Consider the following 806-nt stretch of genomic DNA (forward strand, 5'->3'; position numbering starts at 1 on the left):
GGGCTGCTGGGCATCATCTGGTACCGCCGGGCGGTCTGGTGGGCCACTCCGCTGCTGTGCCTGGTCGGCGGCGCCTACCTGTACCGCGCCGTCGCCGCCGCCCGGTACATCGTCACCGGCCACACCGGCCTCTACTACCACACCGCCCGGATGATCATCGTGCTGCTCGCCGTCGCCGGCGTCCTCACGATCGCCCACGCAGTACCCGGACTGGTGCGGCGCCTCGGCACCCGGGACACCGTCCCGTACGGCACCGCCGCCACGGCCATCGCGGTGCTGATCGGCTGGTCGGCGTTCACCTACTGGCAGGCATGGACGCCCCCGACCACCGACCCGGCCGCCGCCCGCGGCACCCAGCGCTATGCCGTGCTCGCCCATACCGAGCCACTCCCCAGCGGCTCACTCCCGCGCTACGCACCGGCCGAGCCCAAGACCCGCTGGTTCCCCGTCCGTCCGATCCAGGACGCCGTGACAGGCGTCCTCGGGCCTGATGCCGCGCCTCGCACGCTCTCTTACGACGAACGGCTCTTCGCCTACCTGCCCTGGCCCGGCTACATCGCGGTCGACCGCACCGCCGCGTCCAGCACGAGCCACTGGGACGACCGGCACGCCGCACTGGCCTCGCTCGCCGCCATCCCCGACCCGGACACCTTCGCAGCCGCAGCCGCCCATACCCGCTACGGCCCGATCGACCTGTTCATCCTGCGCGCCGGTTCGGGCGTGTGGACGTGGGGCGACATCCACTTCCGTCCCGCCCAGTTCGCCGCAGCGCACTTCACCGTGCGGACGCTTCCCAACGACACCGT

Annotated in this window: 1 protein-coding gene; it reads left to right on the forward strand. The window is 72.3% G+C overall.

Features of this window, described 5'->3' with window-relative positions; genetic code table 11:
* The coding region (locus tag ABFX46_RS43320; RefSeq protein WP_346050462.1) for a hypothetical protein at positions 1-806 on the forward strand (806 nt) is incomplete at both ends.

Origin of the sequence: Actinomadura chokoriensis (genome assembly GCF_039529475.1) — a bacterium.
In the GTDB taxonomy this organism is placed as follows: Bacteria; Actinomycetota; Actinomycetes; order Streptosporangiales; family Streptosporangiaceae; genus Spirillospora; species Spirillospora bangladeshensis.